Source organism: Mycolicibacterium smegmatis, from assembly GCF_001457595.1.
Lineage (GTDB): Bacteria > Actinomycetota > Actinomycetes > Mycobacteriales > Mycobacteriaceae > Mycobacterium > Mycobacterium smegmatis.
Genome location: NZ_LN831039.1, coordinates 3,024,351 through 3,042,297, shown reverse-complemented (window position 1 = coordinate 3,042,297; position 17,947 = coordinate 3,024,351). Strand labels below are relative to the sequence as shown.

Annotated in this window: 17 protein-coding genes and 2 pseudogenes; 8 read left to right on the top strand and 11 right to left on the bottom strand. The window is 66.7% G+C overall.

Annotated features, from left to right (window positions below):
* The first annotated feature begins 128 nt into the window (after positions 1-128).
* Genes AT701_RS14630 through AT701_RS14620 form a run of 3 tightly spaced genes read left to right on the top strand, consistent with a single transcriptional unit; the run spans position 129 to position 3,222 of the window.
* Positions 129-833, top strand: a complete 705-nt coding sequence (locus tag AT701_RS14630; RefSeq protein ID WP_162139595.1) for a response regulator transcription factor — start codon at positions 129-131, stop codon at positions 831-833.
* Positions 833-2,341 (top strand): sensor histidine kinase, encoded by a 1,509-nt coding sequence (locus tag AT701_RS14625; RefSeq protein WP_011728683.1) that lies wholly within the window; start codon positions 833-835, stop codon positions 2,339-2,341. The genes AT701_RS14630 and AT701_RS14625 overlap by 1 nt, the downstream gene beginning before the upstream one ends.
* Positions 2,342-2,358: 17 nt before the next feature.
* On the top strand, positions 2,359-3,222 hold the full coding sequence (locus AT701_RS14620) for an alpha/beta fold hydrolase (protein WP_058126088.1): 864 nt from the start codon (positions 2,359-2,361) through the stop codon (positions 3,220-3,222).
* On the opposite strand, the gene AT701_RS14615 is transcribed toward AT701_RS14620, so the two are convergent.
* The 4 genes from AT701_RS14615 to AT701_RS14600 form a co-directional block, all read right to left on the bottom strand.
* Positions 3,203-4,177, bottom strand: a complete 975-nt coding sequence (locus AT701_RS14615) for an L-idonate 5-dehydrogenase (protein WP_011728681.1) — start codon at positions 4,175-4,177, stop codon at positions 3,203-3,205. The genes AT701_RS14620 and AT701_RS14615 overlap by 20 nt on opposite strands.
* Positions 4,174-5,550: an MFS transporter gene (locus AT701_RS14610; protein ID WP_011728680.1), complete on the bottom strand. Its 1,377-nt coding sequence runs from the start codon at positions 5,548-5,550 to the stop codon at positions 4,174-4,176. The genes AT701_RS14615 and AT701_RS14610 overlap by 4 nt, the downstream gene beginning before the upstream one ends.
* Positions 5,551-5,574: 24 nt before the next feature.
* Complete coding sequence (locus AT701_RS14605) at positions 5,575-6,924, bottom strand: MFS transporter (RefSeq protein ID WP_011728679.1); 1,350 nt, start codon at positions 6,922-6,924, stop codon at positions 5,575-5,577.
* Positions 6,925-7,069: 145 nt separating this feature from the next.
* Complete coding sequence (locus AT701_RS14600; protein ID WP_011728678.1) at positions 7,070-7,777, bottom strand: GntR family transcriptional regulator; 708 nt, start codon at positions 7,775-7,777, stop codon at positions 7,070-7,072.
* Positions 7,778-7,842: 65 nt separating this feature from the next.
* Here AT701_RS14600 and manD point away from each other — a divergent pair, with 65 nt between their 5' ends.
* From manD to AT701_RS14585, 3 genes are read left to right on the top strand one after another with little or no spacing between them, the layout of a single operon-like run.
* Positions 7,843-9,051 (top strand): D-mannonate dehydratase ManD, encoded by a 1,209-nt coding sequence (manD, locus tag AT701_RS14595; protein ID WP_011728677.1) that lies wholly within the window; start codon positions 7,843-7,845, stop codon positions 9,049-9,051.
* A complete protein-coding gene (locus AT701_RS14590) occupies positions 9,048-9,971 on the top strand; it encodes a PfkB family carbohydrate kinase (protein ID WP_011728676.1) in 924 nt (307 codons plus the stop codon). The genes manD and AT701_RS14590 overlap by 4 nt, the downstream gene beginning before the upstream one ends.
* Complete coding sequence (locus AT701_RS14585; protein ID WP_058126087.1) at positions 9,968-11,419, top strand: mannitol dehydrogenase family protein; 1,452 nt, start codon at positions 9,968-9,970, stop codon at positions 11,417-11,419. The genes AT701_RS14590 and AT701_RS14585 overlap by 4 nt, the downstream gene beginning before the upstream one ends.
* A 23-nt stretch (positions 11,420-11,442) precedes the next feature.
* Here AT701_RS14585 and AT701_RS14580 read toward each other — a convergent pair whose 3' ends face one another.
* Positions 11,443-12,255 carry an LLM class F420-dependent oxidoreductase gene (locus AT701_RS14580; protein WP_058126086.1) on the bottom strand — a complete coding sequence of 271 codons (813 nt, stop codon included), beginning with the start codon at positions 12,253-12,255 and terminating at the stop codon, positions 11,443-11,445.
* Between the two features lie 118 nt (positions 12,256-12,373).
* Entirely contained in the window at positions 12,374-12,760 is a 387-nt protein-coding gene (locus AT701_RS14575; protein ID WP_081319472.1) for a winged helix-turn-helix transcriptional regulator, read from the bottom strand.
* 265 nt (positions 12,761-13,025) lie between these two features.
* Between AT701_RS14575 and AT701_RS14570 the strand changes: the two are divergent.
* Positions 13,026-13,840, top strand: a pseudogene (locus tag AT701_RS14570) (LLM class F420-dependent oxidoreductase).
* Here the strand turns inward: AT701_RS14570 and AT701_RS14565 are convergent.
* Positions 13,803-14,468: a carbon-nitrogen hydrolase family protein gene (locus AT701_RS14565; RefSeq protein ID WP_233032102.1), complete on the bottom strand. Its 666-nt coding sequence runs from the start codon at positions 14,466-14,468 to the stop codon at positions 13,803-13,805. The pseudogene AT701_RS14570 and the gene AT701_RS14565 overlap by 38 nt on opposite strands.
* 186 nt (positions 14,469-14,654) lie before the next feature.
* Between AT701_RS14565 and AT701_RS14560 the strand changes: the two genes are divergently transcribed.
* Complete coding sequence (locus AT701_RS14560; protein WP_058126085.1) at positions 14,655-15,515, top strand: alpha/beta fold hydrolase; 861 nt, start codon at positions 14,655-14,657, stop codon at positions 15,513-15,515.
* Here AT701_RS14560 and AT701_RS14555 read toward each other — a convergent pair.
* From AT701_RS14555 to AT701_RS14540, 4 genes and pseudogenes are all read right to left on the bottom strand, one after another.
* Complete coding sequence (locus tag AT701_RS14555; protein WP_058126084.1) at positions 15,512-16,075, bottom strand: nuclear transport factor 2 family protein; 564 nt, start codon at positions 16,073-16,075, stop codon at positions 15,512-15,514. The two genes, AT701_RS14560 and AT701_RS14555, sit on opposite strands and share 4 nt — an antisense overlap.
* A 92-nt stretch (positions 16,076-16,167) precedes the next feature.
* A pseudogene (locus AT701_RS14550) lies at positions 16,168-16,864 on the bottom strand (SDR family oxidoreductase).
* A 108-nt stretch (positions 16,865-16,972) separates the two neighbouring features.
* Positions 16,973-17,527 carry a TetR/AcrR family transcriptional regulator gene (locus AT701_RS14545; RefSeq protein WP_058126083.1) on the bottom strand — a complete coding sequence of 185 codons (555 nt, stop codon included), beginning with the start codon at positions 17,525-17,527 and terminating at the stop codon, positions 16,973-16,975.
* A gap of 94 nt (positions 17,528-17,621) precedes the next feature.
* Positions 17,622-17,942 carry an ACT domain-containing protein gene (locus AT701_RS14540; protein WP_081319698.1) on the bottom strand — a complete coding sequence of 107 codons (321 nt, stop codon included), beginning with the start codon at positions 17,940-17,942 and terminating at the stop codon, positions 17,622-17,624.
* Positions 17,943-17,947: the final 5 nt, after the last annotated feature.

Sequence of the window (17,947 nt, the reverse complement as noted above, 5' to 3'; positions counted from 1 at the left end):
AGGCCTTCATATGAAAACGCTATGAAGGCGGTGAGCTGCGGTTGAATGCGGACGAAAATGACGACGTGACGTCTGCGCAACTCAAGAACCCGCGGCCACGTCGAGCGATTCTGGGTCAGCTCCCCCGGATGTACCGTCCCGACGGGTCGCCGATCCGTGTCCTGCTCGTCGACGACGAACGCGCGCTCACCAACCTCGTGCAGATGGCATTGCAGTACGAGGGCTGGGTGATCGACGTCGCGCACGACGCCGCACAAGCCGTCGAGAAGTACCGGGCCAACCTGCCCGATCTGCTCGTGCTGGACATCATGCTGCCCGACACCGACGGCCTCGGCGTGCTCGAACAGATCCGCTCGTTCGGCACCTACACACCCACACTGTTCCTCACCGCACGCGATTCGGTGGCCGACCGCGTCGAGGGCCTCACGGCCGGCGGTGACGACTACATGACCAAACCGTTCTCGTTGGAGGAACTCGTCGCACGGTTGAGGGGGCTGTTGCGCCGCACGGCCTATCTGACGCCCGCCGCCGACGAGACGCTGCGCGTGGGTGACCTGACGCTCGACGCGTCGAGTCACACAGTGACCCGGGGTGACACACCGATCGCGTTGACCTCCACCGAGTTTCAGCTGCTGCGGGTGCTCATGCGGCATCCGCGCAAGGCCCTGAGCCGTGATGACATCCTGCGGCAGGTGTGGGAGTACGACTTCGGCGGGCGCACCAGCATCGTCGACCTGTACGTGTCGTACCTGCGCAAGAAGATCGACACCGGCCGGGAGCCGATGATCCACACCGTGCGGGGTGTGGGGTACATGCTGCGACCGGCGGACTGATGCGTACGCCGAAGAGCTGGTCCCTGCGCCGCCAACTCGTGGTCGGGGTCTCGGCGGTCGTCATGATCGCACTCGCGACGATCGGGACCCTGTCGGTCTTCACGTTGCGGTCCTCGATGGTGGGACTCATCGACGCGCAACTCGCGGGCGCCGCCGACGGCTTCAGCAAGACCGTGACCAAGTACCGGACCACCCCGCTGCCCGGGGAGGACGAGGTACCTCCGCCAGGATCGATGAAACCGCTGATCCACGTCCTGGGCCAGGCCGAGGGCAACGTCATCGCGCTCATCCAGGACGGCGAGGTGGTCGACTCGGCGTTCTTCTCCGACGGCGACGCCCAGGCCGCTCCACCCGCGGCCGTCGACACCCTGCGGGACCTTGCGACCACCGGACCCACCCCCCGCAACGTCGACATTCCGGGACTCGGGTGGTACCGCGTGGTCAGCCATCCCGGCGACGGCGACGAGTCGCTCGTGACCGCGGTGTCGTACACACCGGCGTGGGAGGCGATGATGCGGGTCACCGGCATCGTCTCGGCGATGACGGTCGTGGCGCTGATCCTCACCGCGATCAGCACGATCGCGATCGTCGGGTTCGCACTGCGGCCGCTGCGCCGGGTGGCCGCCACGGCCGCCGAGGTGGCGACGCTCCCCCTCGACCGCGAGAACCACGCGATCACCCCGCGGGTGCCGGCATGCGACACCGACCCCCGCACCGAGGTCGGCCGGGTCGGCGACACCCTCAACCAACTGCTCGACCACGTCGAACGCGCCCTGGCCGACGTCGCCGCGTCCGACCGCCGCATGCGCCAGTTCATCACCGACGCCAGCCACGAACTCCGGACACCGCTGGCCGCGATCCACGGCTACGCCGAGCTGACCCGCCAGGACAGCTCGGTGCTGCCCGAGACCACCGAGTACTCACTCGCACGCATCGAGGCCGAGGCCCAGCGGATGAATTCGCTGGTGTCCGACCTGCTGCTGCTGGCACGTCTCGACGAGGGACAGGAATTGGACACCACCGAGGTGGATCTCACCGAGCTGGTCGCCGATGCGGTCAACGACGCCGCGGTGTCGGCGCCGACGCACCACTGGTCGGTCCGTGTGCCCGACGACCCGGTGTGGGTGCGTGCCGACCACGCCCGCCTGCACCAGACGCTGGCCAACCTGCTGTCGAACGCGCGGGTGCACACGCCGGAGGGCACGTCGGTGCAGACCACGTTGGTGGTCCACGGAAACGGGGACACCAGCCATGCCGAGGTGACGGTGTCCGACAACGGCCCCGGGATCAACCCTGATCTGCTGCCCCACCTGTTCGAGCGTTTCGTGCGCGCCGACAAATCACGCTCGCGCGCGGCAGGTAGTTTCGGACTGGGCCTGTCGATCGCGGCGTCCATCGTCGAAGCGCACGGCGGCACGATTTCCGCCCAATCAGGTTCCGGCAAAACGTCTTTCGTCATCCGCCTGCCCAGCATCCCGGTGACCGCGCCGCACAAGACGTCGGTTTAGCCCATCGGCTGCGGGGTATGCGCCCCGATGTGGACTGGAATCTGACAGAGACATTCGACACCGCCGAGGGCGTCATCCGCTGGCAGCGCCTCGGTTCCGACAGTTCCGGGGACGAACCGGTGGTGCTGGTGCACGGCACGCCGTACTCGTCCTACCTGTGGCGTGACATCGCGCCGGCGCTCGCGCAGCACCGGTCGGTGTACGTGTTCGATCTGCTCGGCTACGGTCAGTCCGAGCAGCGCGAAGGACAGGATCTCACGATCGCCGCCCAGGCACGGCGGTTGGCCGATCTCCTGGAGCACTGGGGGCTGAAGCGGCCGAGCATGATCGCGAACGACATCGGCGCGGCGATCGCACTGCACGCGTCGCTGGTGAACGGTGCCGCCTACCGCGATCTGGTGATCTTCGACGCGGTGACCGGATCCGATTGGGAGATGGGACTTTTCCACCTGGTGCGGCGAAACGCCGGGGTGTTCGAGGCGCTGCCCGGCTATGCCCACCGTGCGCTGATCACCAGCCATCTGCAGCGCGCCACCCACAGCGGTTTCCGGCCTGGCGTGCTGGAACGGTATCTGCAACCGTGGCTGGGCGCGGACGGTCAGGCCGCGTTCTACCGGCAGTACCAGCAGCTTTCGGTGGACGACACTCGTGTCTTCGAGGACAAACTCGCCGGCATCGACATCCCGGTGAAGATCCTCTGGGGCCGTGACGATCTGATCATGGCCCCGAAGTACGGCGAATGGATCCGCGACCAGATACCGCACGCCGAGTTCCACTGGATCGACGACGCCGGGCACGTGCTGCAGGAGGACGTGCCCGTGCAGTTGCTCACGCATCTCACCGCGCCGTTCGCGCAGGGTGTCAACCGTTCAGTTGGATGAGCACCTTGCCGCTGCCGGTGTTGCGATCGGCCGCGACGGCGATCGCCTCCGCGGCGTGGTCGATCGGATAGCGGTGGGTGATCAGCGGGGTGACGTCGAGACCGTCGTTCAGGGCCGCGACGGCGTCGGTGATCTCGTCGACGAACCGGAATGACCCGATCCAGGTGAGCTCCCGGCTGACCAGGTCGCCGAGGCTCGCCGGCGTCGGTTGGCCGGGCAGGTTGCCCACCTGTACCACGACGCCGTTGCGCGCCGCGGCGTGCAGCACCCCGCCCAGTGCGGCCACTGCGCCCGAGGCCTCGAACACCACCGCGACGTCGGACGGAAGTTGTTCACCGCCAGCGAGATTGACGACGCCGTCGGCGCCCATCGCCTTTGCGATCGCCAGTGGTGCCTCGACGACGTCCGCGGCCACCACGCTCGCAGCGCCCGCGTACTTGGCGGCCGCCACCACGAGCGCCCCGATGGGGCCCGCACCGTTCACCAGGACATCGCGTCCGCGTACCGTACCGGCGCGGTTCACCGCGTGCATCGCCACCGCGAGTGGCTCGGCGAGCGCGCCACGCACCGTGTCGACCGCGTCGGGAAGTCGACGTATCTGCTCGGCGCGCACCACTTTCAGACCGCAGAAGCCCCCGTCGGTGTGCGGATCGAAGGCCGCCGAGCCGAAGTATCCGCCCGATTCGGTGGCCGGGTGGATGGTGACCCGGTCGCCCTCGCGTAGTCCGGTGACCCCGGCGCCGACGCCCGCGATGTGACCCGCCACCTCGTGGCCGAGCACCATGGGGTGCTTCAGGACGGCGGTGCCGGTGGATCCGTGGCGCCAGTACGAGATGTCGGATCCGCAGATCCCACCCCACTCCATCGCGACGAGAACCTCGCCCGTGCCCGGCGCGGGATCCGGCAGTTCTTCGACCCGGAGATCGTTGGCGCCGTGCACCACGACAGCTTTCACAGGGCATCCTCCAGTTGCACGAGATCCCGGCCGCGGGTCTCTGGGCTGAGCACCGCCGACACCAGCGTAATGAGCGAATACACCACCAGCATCGCCGCAATCGGCCACCAGCTTCCGGTCGCCGCGGTCAGGCTCGCGGCGACCACCGGTCCGATGGCGGTGGCGAGGATCCCGCCGATCTCCTTGGTGAGGGCCAGTTGCGTGAACCGGGTGCGCGAGCCGAACAGTTCTGCCATGGTCACACTCTCCAGCGAGAACAGACCGAGCACACCGACGTTGAGGGCGATCATCATCGACAGCACCATGACGGTGTCGCTGCCGCTGGTGACACCGATCATCAACGGAAAGGCCAGGATCGCGGTCAGCGTCGTCAGCACGATGTAGATCAAGCGCCGCCCGTACCGGTCGCCCAACCAGCCGACGATCGGGATGGTGATGAACCCGACCAGGGAGCCGTACATGATCGCACTGGTGGCCACCGACTTGTTCATCATCAGCGTCGTGGCGATGTAGCCGACCAGGAACGTCTGCACCAGTCCGGAATTGCCGGCCTGGCCGAACCGCAGACCGAGCGCGACCAGGAACGCCTTGCCTTTCCGCTGACGCAGGCCGGCTTCCAGCACGCTCTCCCGCGACGCCGCGGCCTCGAGTTGGTCACGCGACAGCGCGACACCGTCGACGACGTCGGGGCGTTCCTCGAACACCGGGCTTTCCTTGAGATTCAGCCTCAGCCAGATCGCGAAGAGCATCAGCACGAAGCTGAGCAGGAACGGTATCCGCCAGCCCCAACTCAGGAGTTGTTCCTCACTGAGAACCGCGAGCAGCACGGCCCACAGACCGGAAGCCGCGAGCGTGCCCGAGTTGGTGCCCAGGCAGACCAGCGACGCGATCAGGCCACGCCGTTTCGGCGGCGCGTATTCGGCGAGCATGGTTGTGGCACCGGCGATCTCGGCCCCCGCACCGAATCCCTGGATCAGCCGCAGGGCCACCAGCAGGATCGGCGCCATGATCCCGATGGTCGCGTGGGTGGGCAGGACACCGATCAGCGTGGTCGACGCACCCATCATGGCGATGGTGATGAACAGGACCTTCTTGCGACCGATGCGGTCGCCCATGCGCCCGAAGAAGATGGCTCCGGCCAGACGCGCGACGTAACCCACCCCGTAGGTCGCCATCGCCGCGATGAGGCCGATGGCCGGGCTCACATCGGGGAAGAAGATCTTGTTGAAGACGATGGCAGCCGCCAGCGAGTAGAGCTGGAAGTCCATGAACTCCATTGCGGTGCCGAGCCATCCGGATACCGCTGCCTTGGCCAGGTCCCCGGTGGTCCGCGTCGTGGCACGTGCCGGTGAACTGTCGACGGTGTTGGACATCGAAGGGGTGATCCTTTCGGGCGATCAGTTCGACCAGTCGGCGTACTCGGTGCCCCCACGGGGGCGCACCGCGGTTTCTGGCATCCGCACCAGCGCGAAGATGCTGATGAGGATCAACACCGCCACATAGACGGCCACCCAGACATACGAGCTGTTCCCGGCGATGAGAAGCGCCGCGGCGATGACGGTGAAAGGTCCGCTCGCGATCATCGCGCCGAACTGCCAGACGACCGACACGCCGCTGTAGCGCACCGAGGACGGGAACAATTCGGGGAAGTACGACGCCTGCGGCGCGTAGGTCCCGGCGTGCCCCACTGCGAGGCCGGCGATCAGCAGTGCGGCGATCACCATGAAGTTTCCGGTCTGGACCGCGTGGAAGGCCGGGATCAGCAGCACGAGGTTCAGCACCGCCGCGCCGAGGTAGACGGGTTTGCGCCCGACCCGGTCGGTGAGCCTGCCCCACAGCGGCACCATGACCACCTCGGCGACGATCGCAATGATCACCGCGTCGAGAACTATTGCGGGGTCGACGTTCTGGCTACGTGCGTAGGTGACGAGAAAGATCGTGTAGAAGGGGAACATCGCGGCCTCGACGAACTTGACCGCCATGCCGCCGATCACCTCGCGCCGATGGTCGGCCAACAGGGTGCGCAGCGGTGCCGGGCGTCGGCCGCCTTGTTCCTTCACGGCCCGGAACGCCTCGGTTTCGGGCACCCGCAGCCGGATGTAGAGACCGACGACGATCACGATGGCGCTGAGCAGGAACGGGATTCGCCAGCCCCAGGACAGGAACGTCTCGTCGTCCATACGTGCCTGCAACACCGCGAAAAGCGCAGTGGGAATGAGATAGGCGACGGGAGAACCGAGTTGGACGAAGCTCGCGAAGAATCCGCGGCGTTGCGGCGGTGACGCCTCGGCTGTCAGCAGGACCGCACCACCTTGCTCGCCGCCGACACCGAAGCCCTGGATCAACCGGACCACGAGGAGAACGACCGCGGCCCACAGGCCGATCTGCTGATACGTCGGCATCACACCGACCAGGAACGTGCCGAACCCTGTGAGAAGCAGGGTGAAGACCAATGCCTTCTTCCTGCCGATGCGGTCACCGACGTGACCCCACACGATCCCGCCGAGCGGACGCGCGAAGAATCCCACCGCGTAGGTCGAGAAGGCCGCGAGGGTGCCCACCAACGGGTCGACTTCGGGGAAGAAGATCTTGTTGAACACCAACGCCGACGCGGTGCCGTAGATGAAGAAGTCGTAATACTCGGCGATCGTGCCGATCACCGAGGCGAGGACGGTCCTGCGCAGATTCGGCGTCGCCCGGTTCGATTCGTTCTGTGTGTCCCGTGGCGTTTCCACGTTGTTGGTCATCGTGCGTTCCTTGCTGCTGAGGCGGCCGGGCAAGAGCTCCCGCGACGAGCGGATGTGAGCGGCATTACTTACATACAAGCCCTGAGAGCCAAGCCTTGTCAACAGTCGGTACCGACAAGATCGCCACTGAACGGCGCGCAGCGACCTACTGCCAGACGGCTACGACACGACGCGTGGGGCGAGCGGTGGCTCCGTCGGCGAACAGCTCAGGAGAACGTGAGCGGATCTTCTCGATGTCGGTGAACACCTTGCGCAGGTGATCCCGCAGTGCCGCGGTCGCCTTGTCGCCGTCACCGCCGTCCACCGCGTCGACGATGGCGGCATGCTCGTCCGTCAACGACTGGATCGAGCTCTCACTGAGCATCCCGAGTCGACGCGCCCGGTCCAGGTGGGCTTTGGCGGCCACGACGGTCCGCCAGGCGTTGGCGTGGCCACCGGTGGCGAGCAGGCATCGGTGGAACTGTTCGTCGAGTTCGAAAAAGGTGTTGACGTCGGTGGTCTCGCGCTGCGCCGCGATCAGCGCACGCAACTCCGCGATCGCGGCGCGATCGGCACGTTCCACGGCCTGCGGGATGTTGGCGAGTTCGATCGCCTCGCGGATGAACTGCGCGTCGGCCACACGTTCGGGGTCGATCCTGGCCACGAAGGAGCCCAGCTTGGGAAAGATCTGCACCAGGCCCTCGTCAGCGAGCAGGATCAGGCTCTCCCGGACCGGTGTGCGACTCACCGAGAGCTGCGCGGCGAGTTCGTTCTCCGACAGCGAGGCGCCGGGCGCGAGCGCCAGGGTGACGATCTGTCGCCGCAGCTCGGCATACACACGTTCACGGTTCGTACCCTGCTTCGGCGCCGTCATGGAGACAGCTTATTGGAATACCTGCCCTGTTGACAGATCTTGCGCGTCAGTACTTGTATGTAAGCATGAAGATCGTCGCCGCGGATGTGCTCGTCACGGCACCAGGACGCAACTACGTCACCCTCAAGATCACCACCGACGATGGTCTGGTGGGCTGGGGCGACGCAACGCTCAACGGCCGTGAACTCGCCGTCGCGTCCTATCTGCGAGACCACGTGTGTCCGCAACTCATCGGCCGCGACGCCCAGCGCATCGAGGACACCTGGCAGTACTTCTACAAGGGCGCCTACTGGCGCCGGGGCCCGGTCACGATGACCGCGATCGCCGCGGTCGACATCGCGTTGTGGGACATCAAGGGCAAGGCCGCCGGGATGCCGCTCTACCAGCTACTGGGCGGTGCGGCGCGCGACGGCGTGATGGTCTACGGGCACGCCAGCGGTGCGAGCCTCGAAGAGATGCTCGACGACTTCGCCGGGTACGTCGACCGCGGTTACCGCGCCGTGCGGGCCCAGTGCGCGGTGCCCGGGATGGGCAAGGTCTACGGCGTGCATCCCGGCTCGTCGCTGTACGAACCCGCGTCCGCGCATCTGCCTGCCGAGGAGAGTTGGGAGACCGGCCCGTACCTGCGCTTCGCACCGCGTATGCTCGGGGCCGTCCGCGAACGTTTCGGATTCGACGTGCACCTGCTGCACGACGTCCATCACCGGCTCAGCCCGATTGAGGCGGCCCGGCTGGGCCGAGATGTCGAAGAGCACCGGTTGTTCTGGATGGAGGACCCCACGCCGGCCGAGGACCAGGAGGCGTTCCGCCTGATCCGGCAGAACACCACCACCCCACTCGCGGTCGGTGAGGTGTTCAACTCGATCTGGGACTGCCAGCACCTGATCACCGAGCGCCTGATCGACTACATCCGCACCTCGGTGTCCCACGCGGGCGGTGTGACACATCTGCGCAGGATCTTCGCGCTGGCCGAATTGTACGGTGTGCGAACGGGATCCCACGGGGCCGGTGACCTGTCCCCCGTGTCGTTCGCCGCGGCGCTGCACATCGACATGTCGGTGCCGAACTTCGGCGTCCAGGAGTACATGGGTCACGTAGAACCGGCCGACGAGGTGTTCCGCACCAACTGGACGTTCCAGAACGGGCTGATGCATCCCGGCGATGCACCCGGACTCGGTGTCGAGGTCGACGAACAGGCCGCCGCGCGTTTTCCGTACGACCCGAAATCCCTTCCGGTCAACCGTCGTGCCGACGGTTCGGTGCACGACTGGTGAGCACGTTCGACGTGGTGGCACTCGGCGAGCCGCTCATCGAGGTCAGTACCCGCGGAAAGATCACGCACGGCGTGGACTGCGGATTCGCGGTGTCCGGCGACGTGGTGAACACGGCCACGGCCGCGGTGGCGGCCGGAGCACGCGTCGCGGTGGTCGCCCGGGTCTCCGACGACGAACTCGGCACGGCCGTCATCGACCACCTCGCGGGTCTCGGTGTGCACACCGGTCACATCCGGCGTGACCGAGGCTTCCAGGGCATCTACGTCCAGCATTCCGACCCCAAGGGTGATCGTCAGTTCTGTTATGCCCGGAGCGGTTCCGCCGGTTCGCGGCTCGCGCCGGAGGATCTGCCCGACGATGTTCTGGAGAGCGCAGGAGCCGTGGTGGTCAGCGGGATCACCGCATCACTGTCGAGCACCACTCGTGCGACCGTGCTCGCCGCAGCCGGCCGGGCCACCAGATTCGTCTACGACCCCAATTTCCGTCCGCGCCTGACCACGGCGGAGGACGCACGCGCCCTGCTGCTCGAGATCGCGCCGAGGTGTGCGCTGATCACACCGTCGGCCCCGCACGAGTGCGCGGCACTGCTCGGCACCTCCGAGGCGGCCGAGGCCGCCGCGCGGTTGCGAACTGCAGGCGCTGCGGCGGTCGCCGTGACGTGCGGCGCCGCGGGTGTCCATGTCGACGCCGAAACCACATACTGGCAGGGGGCTTTCGCGGCCCCCAGTGTGGTGGATCAGACCGGTGCCGGCGATGTGTTCACCGGTACCGTCGCGGCACGTCTGGCTCTCGGCGACGAAACGTCCGACGCGGTGCGGATCGGTGCCGCGGCGGCGTCACTGGCCGTCGGTGGTGTCGGTGGCAGCGGCGGCATCGCGCCACTGGAGGCCGTGCGTGCGCACGCGGAGGTCCTCGCGTGAACCTGCTCAAGCTCGGCAGCTACGGCACCGCCGTCCCTCCCCGGCCTGATCCGAACGCGCTCACCGTCGGCCAGGTTCACCTGGGTCTCGGCGCCTTCCACCGGGCCCACCAGGCGATCTACACCGAGGATGCCATGCGGCACACCGGCGAAACTCACTGGGCGATCGCGGCATTCACCCAGCGCAGCGGCGCCGCCGCGACACGTTTGCGACCGCAGGACGGCCTCTACACGGTCACCGAACGCGGCGCGGCAGCATCGCCGCCTCGCGTCGTCGGGGCGTTGCGTGAGGTCGGCGACGGCTCAGCCGATCCGACCGCGATGGTCGAGCGCATCTGTGACCCCGCCGTGCACGTGGTGACGCTGACGGTGACCGAGAAGGGTTACTGCCTCGACCCCGCCACCGGTGGACTGGATTTCGACCACCCGAGAATTGCCGACGACTTGCACTCGGGTGCGCCGCGCACGGTGCCCGGCGTCCTCGCACACGCGATCGCGCGGCGAGCACGTTCCGGAGCGGGACCCCTCACCGTGATCTCCTGCGACAACCTGCCCCACAATGGACGCCTTCTTCAGCAGATTGTGCACGAATTCTCCGATGCGGCAGGTCTTTCCGTCGACGACGGCGCCACGGTCACATACCCGTCGACGGTCGTCGACCGCATCGTCCCTGCAACCACCGACGAGGACATCGCCGCACTGTCCCGGAGTATCGGAGTGCGCGACCAGGCACCGGTGATGTGCGAGCCGTTCCGTCAATGGGTCATCGAATCCCGTTTCGCGGGGCCGGTGCCCGCCTGGTCGGCGGTCGGGACGCAGCTGGTCGACGATGTCGCGCCGTGGGAACAGCTCAAACTGCGAGTTCTCAACGCCGCGCACTCCACGCTCGCCTACCTCGGCCTGCGTCTCGGGTACCGCTCGATCGCCGAAGCCGTCCACGACTCTGTGCTGGCCGACATCTGCCGACGCCTGTTCGCGGACGATGTGCGTCCGTCGCTCGACGCGCCCGCCGGGCTCGAGGTGGGCGACTACGGCGAATCGGTGCTCGCCCGGTTCGCCAATACCGCACTGCCCCACACCACGCTCCAAGTGGCCTCCGACGGGTCCCAGAAAATCGGTCCCCGACTGCTCCGCACGGTGTCGGCACGCGCCGGCCAGGGAACGCCCGCGCGGTGGGCGGCGCTGGGGATCGCGGGGTGGGCCCTGCACGTCGTCGATCCGGTCGACGCCGACGGACAGCCCACCGCACTGGCAGATCCACGGGCGGATGAGCTCACGGCCATGACGGCCGGCCTGCCGGTCGGCGCAGCCGTTCGCCGACTTGTCACCGAACCTTCGATCGTCGGGGCCGACGTGGCGCAGCGCCGCGACTTCGCCGATTACGTGGTCGGTGTCGCCGAGGATCTGCACCGCCATGGCACGGACGCGTTGCGCGCACAGGTTCGATAGCGGAGCAGACCACATGTTTTTAGCTACTGAGCGCGGCGCCAGGCCAGCATGCTCTCCACCTCGGTGAACTCGTAGCCATTGGTGTCGGGACGAATCACAGCGGTGAACAACGTGACCCCTTCTGCCACGTACTCCCCGGCCTCGTCGGCGCCCGTCCACTGTACGGCGCGGTCGATCTTCCTGTGGTCGCGATCGACACCGTCGGCCAACTGTTCGAGCAACTGGCTTTTCTTCCGGAACGACTCGATGTCGAGGAAGCTGTGCCAGATGTCGGCGTGGCGGGCCACCAGCGGCATGGTCCGACGCTCACCGGCGCCACCGATGAGGATCGGGATGTGGCGCAGGGGCGCGGGCACCAGCCGATCGAGCCGCTGCTCGATGCGCGCGAGGCCTGCCTCGAACAGGTCCATGCGCGACGCGACGCTGCCGTACTCGTATCCGTAATCGTGGTAGTCCTTTTCGTACCAGCCAGAGCCGAGGCCGAGGATGAGTCGGCCGTCCACGGTGCGGGCCATGTCGGCAAGCAGGTCGGGGTTGCGGTAGCCGATACCGGTGACCAGCAACCCGATCTCGGTGCGGGTGGTGATCTCGCCCCAGGATGCGAGCGCGGTCCAGCCCTCGAAATTGTTGACGGCGGGTTGATCAGGCAGCAGACGCGGCCCGCCGTCGACGATCTCGGCCGTCGGGCGGTGGAAGTGGTCGTAGCCGAAGATCACATCGACACCGAGTTCTTCGGCTCTCAGGACAGCGTCACGCCAGGTGCGGTAGTCGGCGACGCCGCCCGGCCACAACTGCACGCCGATCCGGATGCTGTTCGAGTTCGTTTGTGTGGTCATCGTTTTCCCTTCGGTTCAGACCGCTCTTCGAACTCGGCAGCACAACTGTGTGTCGCGACGCCAATGCGGCCTCGGTGGCGCTGTCCACGGTGGCCGCGATAGGCGCACGCAATGGCCCTCACGCCAGTGCGGCGAGCTCGGCTCGATGAGCCATCTGCTCCGTACGGGCTTCCGTATGGACCTTCATATGGTCGTAGCCCCACCGGCAGAGGGGCTCCAGGACTTTTGCGAGCTCGACCCCAGAGGGCGTCAACGAGTACTCGACGTGGGGAGGCACAGTCCGGTGGTCCCTGCGTTCGACGACGCCGTCTGCTTCGAGATCCCTGAGGGCCCCGATCAACACCTTCTCGCTGACCCCCTCGACTCTGGCTCGCAGTTGTCCGTAGCGTTGTGCACCCTGGACAGCGAGTTGCCAGACGGTCAGAAACTTCCACCGGCCGCCGACTATCGCGAGCGCGGCATCCAGCCCACAGTAGAACGTCCTCTGTGTCACGTCGCTCGTCACCGGAATCCCTCGATTCGATCTTGTCCTTGTCTGTGCTGCAACCGCGCGACAAAGCCATCTCTTCCCCGGAGCGGGTACTTACTTTCATGTCAGTGCACCTGACGTCGTCGATCAGCGGACCTGACCCTCATCCCGACTCGCGCACACGACACGTGTTTTTCTGAATCCTGTTGTCTGCGCGCCACATACAAAAAAGTAAGTACTTGCGGCGATTCCAGGTGAACGCCAATCATCGACGACATCCACAGGGACGAAGGGACGCAACATGAGTCGACCACTACGCGTCGGGGTGCAGATCTGGCCCGGAGGAGCACCGGACTATCAGAGTTGGCGCAGTGCGGTCCTGCGCGCCGAAGACATCGGCGCCGACATCATTCTCGGCTACGACCACTTCCACAAATCCAACTTCAGCAGAATCGTCGACGCCATGCCCGTGCTGTACGAGTCTCAGCCTGACGTCAACAACTTCGAGGGTTGGACAGCGCTGGCCACGTGGGGCGAGATCACCAGCCGTGCCGAGATCGGTCTCCAGGTCAGCGGCGTCGGGTACCGCAATCCCGACCTGCTTGCCGACATGGCCCGCACCGTGGACCACATCAGCGGCGGCCGACTCATCCTCGGTCTCGGCGCGGGCTGGTATGAAAAGGACTACACCACCTACGGCTACGACTTCGGCACCTGGAAGACCCGGTTCGACCTGCTCGACGACGGCCTGGACCGCATCGCGGCGCGCCTTGAGGCACTCAAACCCGCCCCGATACGCAAGATCCCGATCCTGATCGGTGGATCCGGCATCAAGCGCACACTACCCGCGGTGGCCCGGCACGCCGACATCTGGCACACCTACATCAGCCTCGACAAGTTCCACGATGCCAGCGCACGTCTGGACGACCTGGCGCCGCCGCAGGCCGTGCCGGCACCGACATCGAACGTTCCGTGGGCTGGGAAGACGCCGAAAGCGCCAACACCTTCCGCGACGGGGGTGCGAGCACGTTCACCACCGAGATCCATCCGACCGCTGACGGCTACGACTTCTCCGTCCTCACCGAGATGCTCGCCTGGCGCGACGCGCAGCAATGACGGTCCGCTGCAACGTGGTATGGGCCATGCCGCCGGGGCAGGCGTCGGCCTCAGCGAGCACGCTCCCATCCGTTGCCCAGATGGCCGACCGGCCGGCGGTTTTCGTGAATCCGCCGCCGGTGGCGCCGGCGAAACTCGCCATCACCACCGGTGCGTCACATACGGCGGAGATATTGCGCCCACGGCGCTGCTGCTCGGCCAGCTCCGTCGCGTGGTGCACCACGCCACAGGCGTAGACATCGACGCCGAGGGCGGCTGTACCTCGCACATGGTCGTCGATCCCGGTGTCTCGGCAGATGCCCATACCTACGCGCCAGCCGTCCACCTCGATGACGCTCGGCCCGTCACCGGCCGTGAAGTGCCTGCTCTCGTCCCCGCTCAGAAAGGTCTTGCGGTAGGCCACGTCCACTCCGGTCCCGTCGACCTGCACCATCGCAATGAACCGGCCGCCGGACGTTTCCACCGCGGCGCCGACCAGGGCAACTGAATGTGTTGCCGCACAGGCGCGTACCAGCTCCGCCAGGCCGTCACCGGCGAGGTCGACCGGCTGGGCGTCGGCTCGATAGCCGCTCAGCGACAACTCCGGGAACACCACCAACCGGGCGTCGGCGGAGACGATCGCCTCCACATGAGAGGCCACGTTCGCCTCCACATCGCCGTCGAGCACTCGCGGCTGGACCGCCGCGACCACCAGGTTCTCGCCCACGTCCCCATTGTCGCCGACGCTCGCGCGTCCCACTCAGCCGACCACTGCGGTGTGATCGCTGCCCGTTACGGTGTGAGATCGATCTGTTCCCCACAAGGAAAGGCGAGCATGCAGGCGATCGACTACCAGGACTCGTTGCGTGAGGTCACCACCGATGCGGGGGTGTTGCGTTACCACGAGGCGGGTGACGGCCCTCCCCTGCTGTTGCTGCACGGATCCGGGCCCGGCGTCACGGGGTGGCGCAACTACCGCGGCAACCTGGGGTTCTTCGCGCAGCATTTCCGTTGTCTCGTGCTGGAGTTCCCCGGTTTCGGGGTGAGTGACGACTTCGGTGGTCATCCCATGCTGGACGCACAGAGGGCGGCCGTGGTGTTCGCCGATGCGCTGGGTCTCGACCGGGTGGACATCATCGGCAACTCGATGGGCGGCGGTGTGGGGATCAACTTCGCCATCAACCACCCCGACCGCGTGCGACGCCTGGTCACCATCGGTGGCATCGGCACCAACATCTTCAGCCCCGGGCCCAGCGAGGGCATCCGATTGCTGCAGGAGTTCACCGAGGATCCCACACGGGCCCGCCTGGTCGACTGGCTCAACTCGATGGTGTACGACCCGGCCCTGGTCACCGATGAGCTCATCGAGGAACGGTGGGCGCTGGCGACCGATCCCGAGACGCTGGAATCCGCACGCCGCATGTACGGCAAGGCCGCGTTCGCCGCCATGATGGAGATGATGCGCAACGCGGATTTCCCGTTGCCCTGGTCGATCATGCACAAGGTGAAGGCGCCGACGCTCCTGACGTGGGGCCGCGATGACCGGGTCAGCCCGCTGGACATGGCCCTGGTCCCGATGCGCACCATCCCCAACGCCGAACTGCACGTGTTCCCCAACTGCGGGCACTGGGTGATGATCGAGGCCAAGGCCGCGTTCGAGCGGACCGTGCTGTCGTTCCTGACGCAGGACAACTAGTCAGCGGTGTCGGCCGGCTCGCCGGCCAGGCCCGCGGTGAGCAGCCGGTGTGCGTGGGCATTGCCGTCGAGCATCCGGCTGGTGCGTTTGGTGATGCGCCAGCCGTCCGCGTCGCGTACCAGCTCGAAGTGATTGGCCGCGGCCCGCCACACCAGGTACTCCTGCGCCGACGAGCGCCATGCACGCAGCGGGAAGTCGCTGTCCGGCAACGGCTCCGGGCGTCTCAGCAACACCACCGACTCGCACACGGCCGTGGCGGTGTCACCGTCGACGGTCACGACGGCCGGTCCGAGGAAATGGCTGCACCCGCCGGCGACGAGTTCGCGGTGCGACGACGAGCTGACCATGGCGTGCACGTCGCCGCGGCCGACCATCTGCCAGTTCTCGACGTCATACACGCCGTCCTGTGCCCAGAGGCCCGCGGCGGTGTCGGCGTCGGCCGCGTCCACGGCCGGTCCGTACGACGCGATCAGACGGGCGATGTCGCGTTCGTCTTCGAGGCGTCGCACCCGCTCCAGCAGTGCCGTGATGGTGGTTTCGAGGGTTTCGTCTGCGCTCACGCCTCGTTTCCTTCGGTGGTCTCGGTGGTCTCGCGGGCTCGGCAGCCCGGCGACCATCGTCGCAGACAGGGCGACCGACGCGCCCTACCGCCTCACAGCGTGAGGACCAGTTCCCCGACGGGTCCGGCGAGGGCGGCCTTGACGTCGCGGGAGGTGTCGTCGACGAGAACTTCGGCATCGTCACGCTCCAACCCGTCGAGAACCCGTGCCGCGGCGTACTCCGGTGCGATCTTGAAGACGTCGAGGCCCGCGGTCATATCGGTATCGGCAAAGCTGAGGTGCACTCCGATGACTTTGGTGTCCTGCGCCGCGAGTTCCACACGCAGAGAGTTGGTCAACGACCACAGCGCGGCTTTCGATGCTCCGTATGCGCCGGTTCCTCCCAGCCACGAGAACACCGAATGCACGTTGACCAGCGCGCTGTCGGGTTGCCGCGCGAGAACCGGGGCGAACGCCTGAGTGACCCGCACGGGACCGAAGACGTTGGTCTCGAACACTTCTCGCATGGCGTCGATGTCGGTTCCCAGGACGGGCAGAGGCCCATTGGTGCCCGCGTTGTTGACGACGATGGCCACATCGTCGGCGATTTCGAGTTGCCGCTCGCACAGAGTCAGGGTCGGTGACATCGAGAGCCACAGGCACGATCCGGGCATCGCTTGACGGCGCGGGTTTGCGGGCGGTGACATACACGCGGTCTGCGCCCCTGGCGAGAAGTTCGGACGCGAATGCCGCACCGAGACCGCGTTGTCCGCCGGTCACGAGCATTCGACGTCCTGCTATGTGCACCATGGGTTCTCCTCCAATAGATGTTAGACAACATTTATAACACTGCGCAGGGAACTACGCCGGGAACCGCCATCCGATCGTGCGGCAGAACCCGGTCGACGACAGCGCGTGCTACTCCTGGCGCGAGAGCCGTTGACGAGCCGACTCGAGGAACCTGGCCGACAGTGGCGTCCCCTTGGTGGCGCGCGCCAGTTCGAGGGCGCCGACCATGAGCGCCACCTCACCGAACGCGTCGGCGGTGCCCCCGTCCTCGACCATTGCCAGCAGGTCGTCGACCGCGCGGCAATAAGCGTCCCTCAGAGCATCGTCGGTGACGGTGGCTGCATGCCCCACCAGCGCGGCGACAGCACATCCCGTCGCCGGGTTGTCGCGGTGTTCCTCCGACAGATACCAGTCCTTGAGAACGTCTGGCGCGTCGCTGCCGTGTTCTTCGACGGTTTTCTGGACGGCCGCCCGTCGTTGGTCGACCGCCGCGCAGATCGCCTCCAGCAGTAGCGCCTGCTTCGATGCGAACTGTTTGTGAAAGCTCCCGTGCGTCAGGCCCGCCCGTGCCGAGATCGCCTCGACGGTGACGTCGGCCATGCCCTTCTCGCGGATCAGCTCGGACGCCGCTTGCACCACTGCCGCCCGGTTCGACTGCATCTGCTCACGTGATACCCGAGGCATCGCATCCTCCCTCGCCGTCCCTCACCGCAACCGTCCGCCGTCGATGATATAGATTTCGGACGCCATCTATTTCCCGCGGCCGTGGACGGGGTTTCTACAAGAGCCTGACCTGATCCGCCTCGCGCACGGTGTGGCCGGCGGCCTCGAGAACGCTCACTGCCGTGGCTTTCTGCGCCTCGGGCACCAGCACGAGATCGGAGTGGAACGTAGAGGCCACGAACACCGAGATGTCGGCGTCGGCCAGCGGCCCCACTACCGCGGCCAGCATCCCGGTGACGTCGAGATCATGGGCGTCGTCGCCGTACAGCCCCACCCATCGTTCGTCGCTGTCGGCCTTGCGGATCACTGTCAGGCCTTCCGGTGCGCGCACCTGGGCGACCCAGTCGTCACCATCGACCACGGTCTCGTCTGCCACGTGGT

What these genes read in the sequence shown, in the direction of transcription:
- AT701_RS14630 (WP_162139595.1), top strand. Translation starts at nt 129, where the DNA reads ATGTACCGTCCCGACGGGTCGCCGATCCGTGTCCTGCTCGTCGACGAC.
- AT701_RS14625 (WP_011728683.1), top strand. Translation starts at nt 833, where the DNA reads ATGCGTACGCCGAAGAGCTGGTCCCTGCGCCGCCAACTCGTGGTCGGG.
- AT701_RS14620 (WP_058126088.1), top strand. Translation starts at nt 2,359, where the DNA reads ATGCGCCCCGATGTGGACTGGAATCTGACAGAGACATTCGACACCGCC.
- AT701_RS14610 (WP_011728680.1), bottom strand. Translation starts at nt 5,550, where the DNA reads ATGTCCAACACCGTCGACAGTTCACCGGCACGTGCCACGACGCGGACC.
- AT701_RS14605 (WP_011728679.1), bottom strand. Translation starts at nt 6,924, where the DNA reads ATGACCAACAACGTGGAAACGCCACGGGACACACAGAACGAATCGAAC.
- AT701_RS14600 (WP_011728678.1), bottom strand. Translation starts at nt 7,777, where the DNA reads ATGACGGCGCCGAAGCAGGGTACGAACCGTGAACGTGTGTATGCCGAG.
- manD (WP_011728677.1), top strand. Translation starts at nt 7,843, where the DNA reads ATGAAGATCGTCGCCGCGGATGTGCTCGTCACGGCACCAGGACGCAAC.
- AT701_RS14580 (WP_058126086.1), bottom strand. Translation starts at nt 12,255, where the DNA reads ATGACCACACAAACGAACTCGAACAGCATCCGGATCGGCGTGCAGTTG.
- AT701_RS14560 (WP_058126085.1), top strand. Translation starts at nt 14,655, where the DNA reads ATGCAGGCGATCGACTACCAGGACTCGTTGCGTGAGGTCACCACCGAT.
- AT701_RS14545 (WP_058126083.1), bottom strand. Translation starts at nt 17,527, where the DNA reads ATGCCTCGGGTATCACGTGAGCAGATGCAGTCGAACCGGGCGGCAGTG.